At 72.9% G+C, this 4,462-nt stretch carries 8 protein-coding genes; all 8 read right to left on the bottom strand.

The features are described from left to right. Nucleotides 1–181 precede the first annotated feature (181 nt). The gene (locus ACYVE9_RS16900; protein WP_461028695.1) at nucleotides 182–466 is read right to left on the bottom strand and encodes a helix-turn-helix domain-containing protein; all 285 of its coding nucleotides are present in this window, start codon (nucleotides 464–466) and stop codon (nucleotides 182–184) included. Further along, nucleotides 466–963 (bottom strand): DUF2975 domain-containing protein, encoded by a 498-nt coding sequence (locus tag ACYVE9_RS16895; RefSeq protein ID WP_461028694.1) that lies wholly within the window; start codon nucleotides 961–963, stop codon nucleotides 466–468. Before ACYVE9_RS16895 ends, ACYVE9_RS16900 begins: the two co-directional genes overlap by 1 nt. 144 nt (nucleotides 964–1,107) lie before the next feature. Next, nucleotides 1,108–1,521 carry a DnaJ family domain-containing protein gene (locus ACYVE9_RS16890; protein WP_461028693.1) on the bottom strand — a complete coding sequence of 138 codons (414 nt, stop codon included), beginning with the start codon at nucleotides 1,519–1,521 and terminating at the stop codon, nucleotides 1,108–1,110. A 207-nt stretch (nucleotides 1,522–1,728) separates the two neighbouring features. After that, entirely contained in the window at nucleotides 1,729–2,034 is a 306-nt protein-coding gene (locus ACYVE9_RS16885) for an SCO4225 family membrane protein (RefSeq protein ID WP_461028692.1), read from the bottom strand. Between the two features lie 148 nt (nucleotides 2,035–2,182). Then, complete coding sequence (locus tag ACYVE9_RS16880) at nucleotides 2,183–3,151, bottom strand: hydrogen peroxide-inducible genes activator (RefSeq protein WP_461028691.1); 969 nt, start codon at nucleotides 3,149–3,151, stop codon at nucleotides 2,183–2,185. A gap of 58 nt (nucleotides 3,152–3,209) precedes the next feature. Further along, nucleotides 3,210–3,665: a cation:proton antiporter gene (locus ACYVE9_RS16875; protein ID WP_461028690.1), complete on the bottom strand. Its 456-nt coding sequence runs from the start codon at nucleotides 3,663–3,665 to the stop codon at nucleotides 3,210–3,212. Then, nucleotides 3,662–3,919 carry a monovalent cation/H+ antiporter complex subunit F gene (locus ACYVE9_RS16870; RefSeq protein ID WP_461028689.1) on the bottom strand — a complete coding sequence of 86 codons (258 nt, stop codon included), beginning with the start codon at nucleotides 3,917–3,919 and terminating at the stop codon, nucleotides 3,662–3,664. Before ACYVE9_RS16870 ends, ACYVE9_RS16875 begins: the two co-directional genes overlap by 4 nt. Next, complete coding sequence (locus tag ACYVE9_RS16865) at nucleotides 3,919–4,302, bottom strand: Na+/H+ antiporter subunit E (protein WP_461028688.1); 384 nt, start codon at nucleotides 4,300–4,302, stop codon at nucleotides 3,919–3,921. The genes ACYVE9_RS16870 and ACYVE9_RS16865 overlap by 1 nt, the downstream gene beginning before the upstream one ends. Between the last annotated feature and the right edge of the window lie 160 nt (nucleotides 4,303–4,462).

The raw sequence follows: 4,462 nt of genomic DNA, 5'->3' as shown, positions 1-4,462 counted from the left end.
ACCCCCGCCGCGGCCGACCACCCCGCCAAGGCGCACCCGGCGACACCGACCCCCCGGACGCCGCGACCGACGACGCGTCCGACACCGCGCCCGGAAGCGACACGGGCGGTGCGGACGGTCCGGACGACGTGACGGACGCCGCCGATCGGGACTGACCGGGACTGACCGGGCCCACTGCCGGCTACGGCTGGGTGGGGCCGGGGATGTGGGCGGGGGCGGGTGCTCGATCGGCGTCCGGAGCGGGGGTGGTGTCCGCGGTGGGGGTGGGCTCCCAGCGGAGGAGGTCTCCCGGCTGGCATTCGAGGACCTCGCAGAGCGCGGCGAGGGTCGCGAAGCGCACCGCCTTGGCGCGGCCGTTCTTGAGTACGGCCAGGTTGGCGGGGGTGATGCCGACGCGTTCGGCGAGTTCACCGACGGACATCTTCCGCTTGGCCAGCATCACGTCGATGTCGACGGCGATCGCCATCAGATGACCTCTTCCAGCTCGGCCCGCATCTGATCCGCCTCGACGTCGCGCGCGACGGCCTGGGCGAGCAGCATGCGCAGTACCAGCACGATCAGCGCCACGCCCAGCAGTGCCACGACCACGCCGCCCAGCAGCAGGACCATACCCGGGGCGACGGCCTCGCCGGGCGCCAGCAGTACCGCGATCGTGAACACCAGGAGGCCGGCGGCCACGAACGCGCCGATCACGATGTGAACGTATCGGAAGGCCGCGGGGGAGAAGACGGTTCCGCTGCGCACCATCGTCACCAGCCGCCACACGCAGACCAGCACGACCTGCACCGTCACCAGGCCCAGGAGTGTCATCACGACCAGCGGGACGCGCAGGTGCGAGAGTTCCCCGCCGGCCTCCTCCAGGTCGGTGGCGAGCAGCGGCACCATCAGCGCCTGTACAAACACCGAGCCGCCGAGCAGCACTACGAGCACAGCCCGCAGTGCGTGCACTGTCATTTTTCCCATCGTCTCTCCTTCGATCGAGCAGCGATGGAAACCTATCGAAATTCGATAGGAGGGGCAAGCGGGTAAGGGACCCCCGGGCGGGCGGGTTCCGGGGGCGGGGCCGGGCGGGGAGCGGTGGATCGTCGAGCGGGGCCCCGCCGGAGGTCAGTCCTGTGCTTCGCCCCTCTTGCTCCGGCGCCAGTCCCGCACGCACTGCTCGACGTCCAGCGGCGTCAACCGAAGCGGCGGACCGGGCGGCGGGAAGCGCAGCGCCTGCCGGATGCGGTCGTTGACGTCCGTCACGATCCGCCGCACCTCCGCCTCGGAACGGGCCCCGCGTGCCTCGGCGAGGGCGTCCTCGGTCTCCTTGCGCAGCGCCAGCGCGGGTGGCAGCACCGACACGCCCTCTCGCTGCAACTTGTCCTTGATCCACCAGTTCTCGTCGTACGGGCCGTCCGCGCCGGTCAGCGGCTTGCCCGCGCCGGGCAGGTCGTCGAAGGCGCCGCGCTCGGCGGCCTCGCGGATCTGCCTGTCGACCCACGACTCGACGCTCATGCCATGCGGTTTGCGTTCAGTCACGAGGTGTCCTCCCGAGGAGCCGTAACCCGCGTGGCAACCGGACGCCGCCCGACGCCACGCCTTCACGAACAGCCTTACCAGGACCCGGCCGGACGGAACCCGGACGTCAGCGTGTGCCGCACCCGACCGGGCACGCCACCGCGTGCCGCACCTGGCCGGCCGGGCATGCCGCCGCACGCGGACCGCCCCCGGCGGGCGGGCCCGGGTTCAGGCCAGGGCGGGCAGCAGCAGGTGGAGGGCGACCGCCAGCAGGCCCGCGTTGAGCAGGCCGCCGACGGTCATCGACGTGTAGAAGAAGGGCAGGGTGCGGTCCTTCATCGGGTTCACCCACATGACCAGCAGCCCGGTGGGCAAGGTCAGCACGACGGCGAACAGGTGCGCGGCGGAGTTCCACGTCGGGCGCCGCCGCACGACGTCGCTGTGCAGGCACACGCCCAGTACCGTCACCACCGTGCCGAGGTGGAGCAGCGGCAGCAGCCAACCGATGAGGTCGCGCGCCGACTCGGCCGTCATGTCGCACCGCCCGTCTCCGGGGCGCGGCCGTCTTCCCGGACCGCTTCCGGCAAGCCCCGCAGCAGTGTCACCCGGCCGGGCACGTCGGCGGATGAGTACCCCTACTCACCCAGCGGCCCCGGGTCACCCGCTGCGTGCCCCGGCCGGGTCACCCGGCGTGTGCCCCGGCCGGGTCGTCCACCGGCCGGACGGGGAGTGCGGACAGCTCCCGCCGCAGGGCGTCCGCGAAGTCCTCGAACTCCTGCTGTCGGGCGGTGCCCGCGCGCATCGCCAGGGCGATCCGCCGGGAGGGTGCCGGTGCCGCGAAACGGCCGGTGGCGAGCGACTCACTGCGCCCGGTCTCGACCCGCAGCGCGGTCCGCGGCAGCAGCGTCACGCCCATGCCGCCCGCCACCAGCTGCACCAGGGTGGACAGTCCGGCGGCCGTCGTGGTCACCGGGGCACCGTCCGTGCGTCCCGCCTCCCGGCATATGTCGAGTGCCTGGTCGCGCAGGCAGTGCCCCTCGTCAAGCAGCAGCAGGGCCAGGTCGCGCAGCCGCGTGCGGGGGATGTCGCGGCGCCCTGCCAGCTCGTGCCCGCGCGGCAGCACCAGCACGAAGTCCTCGTCGAACAGCGGCATGGTGACCACACCGTGCGCACCGGCGGAACCGAGCGGCACCGCCAGCAGCAGCAGGTCCAGCCGGCCGGCGGTGAGTCCGTCCAGCAGGGACGCCGTCTGCTCCTCGTGCACCTGGAGGTCCAGCTGCGGGTAGCTGCGGTGCACCAGCCGCAGCACGGTCGGCAGCAGGTAGGGCGCACAGGTGGGGATGACGCCGAGCCGCAGCACGCCGGTGAACGGCGCCCGGGCTGCCTCCGCCTCCTCCAGCAGCTCCCCGACCGCTTCCAGTACCGTGCGGGCCCGTCCGGCGAGACGTTCACCGGCGGGGGAGAGCAGCACCCTGCGCGTGGTGCGTTCCAGGAGCTGTACGCCGAGTGACTCCTCCAGGGCGGCGACGGCACCCGACAGGGCGGGCTGGCTCATGCCGATGTCGGCGGCGGCTTCCCGGAAGTGAAGGTGCTCCGCGACAGCGGCGAACGCTCTGAGCTGGGAGAGGCTGGGCTGACGGGCTTTGCTCACGATGGGGTGCTCACTCCTGTGGCCGCGGTCGGCGGCCGTCCGGACAACAGCAGCGAGTCTAGCCAGCCCGCCGGGAGGGACCGGACGCGCCGCCGTCCGGCCCGTCGCTGCCCCGCCCCTCTCCGTTCGGGGGGCCGGCGCGGCCGCCCAGCTCGTCGGTGTGGGTGATCGCCGCGAGCGGGGCGCCCGTCCGGTAGCAGGCGCGGACCACGGCGTACCCGGAGATCGGCAGGGTGAGCAGTTGCAGCACCACGGCGACGAGAACCGTCAGCACGGTGTACACGCCCGGCATCCGGACCAGGACGCCGAACAGCAGGCACACCAGGCCGAGGCAGGCCCCCTTGGTGACCGCGTTCACCCGGTTGTAGCTGTCGGGCAGCCGGATCAGTCCGACCGCGGCGATCAGGATGAGCGCGCCGCCGGCCAGCAGCAGTACGTCCGACACCGCCGTCTGCACGCCTCCCGCGGTGACGGCGGCGAGCAGGGCGGGAGAGGGGGACGCGGCAGGGTTCATCGGGTGCTCCTGGCTTCCAGCAGCCGGGCCAGCGCCACCGTGGCCAGGAAGCCGACCAGGGCGGCGACCAGTACGAGGTCGAGTAGCGCCGGGCTGTCCAGGCGGAGAGCCAGCACCGCCAGCCCGGCGACGAACACGGCGAAGCCGAAGTCGGTCGCGACCAGGCGGTCGGCGGCGCTCGGACCGGCGACGACCCGGACGACGGCCACCAGCAGCGACAGGGTCAGGGCCACCAGGACGACGTTGATCACCATCACGTGCTCCTTCGCAGCTCGTCGGCCTCGTCGGCGGGCCGGAAAGCGGCCAGCATCAGCGTCTCCAGTTCCCGCAGCTCCTGCCGGAACGCCGCCACGTCGTGGGCGTGTGCGCCGTGCACGTACAGGGTCGGCGGCTCGGTCAGCACCTCGACGGTGAGCGTGCCCGGGGTGAGGTTGATGAGATTGCTGATCGAGACGATCTCCCATCGGGTGCGGCAGCGCAGTGGCACCTCCACGATGGCCGGGGCCAGTCCGCTGCGGGGCGTGAGGATCTCCCAGGCGATGGTGAGGTTGGCCTTGACGAGCCGGTAGCCGAAACCGAGCAGGAACGCCGCCACGTGCCGTGTCCGGCCCGCGGTCCGGCGAAGAGGGGTGCTCATCGGCCCGTCACCTCCCGTACCCAGTCGGACGGGTCGACCAGGCCGTCGGCGGCCGTCGCCGCCCAGGACAGCAGCGGCTCGGCGCCGACTCCCAGCAGCAGCGAGAAGGCGGCCAGCCCCGCCGCCGGCAGCACCAGCAGGGTGCCGGCCCGCGGCTCTC

Source organism: Streptomyces sparsus, assembly GCF_054776295.1.
This window is presented reverse-complemented; position numbering and strand designations above follow the sequence as displayed.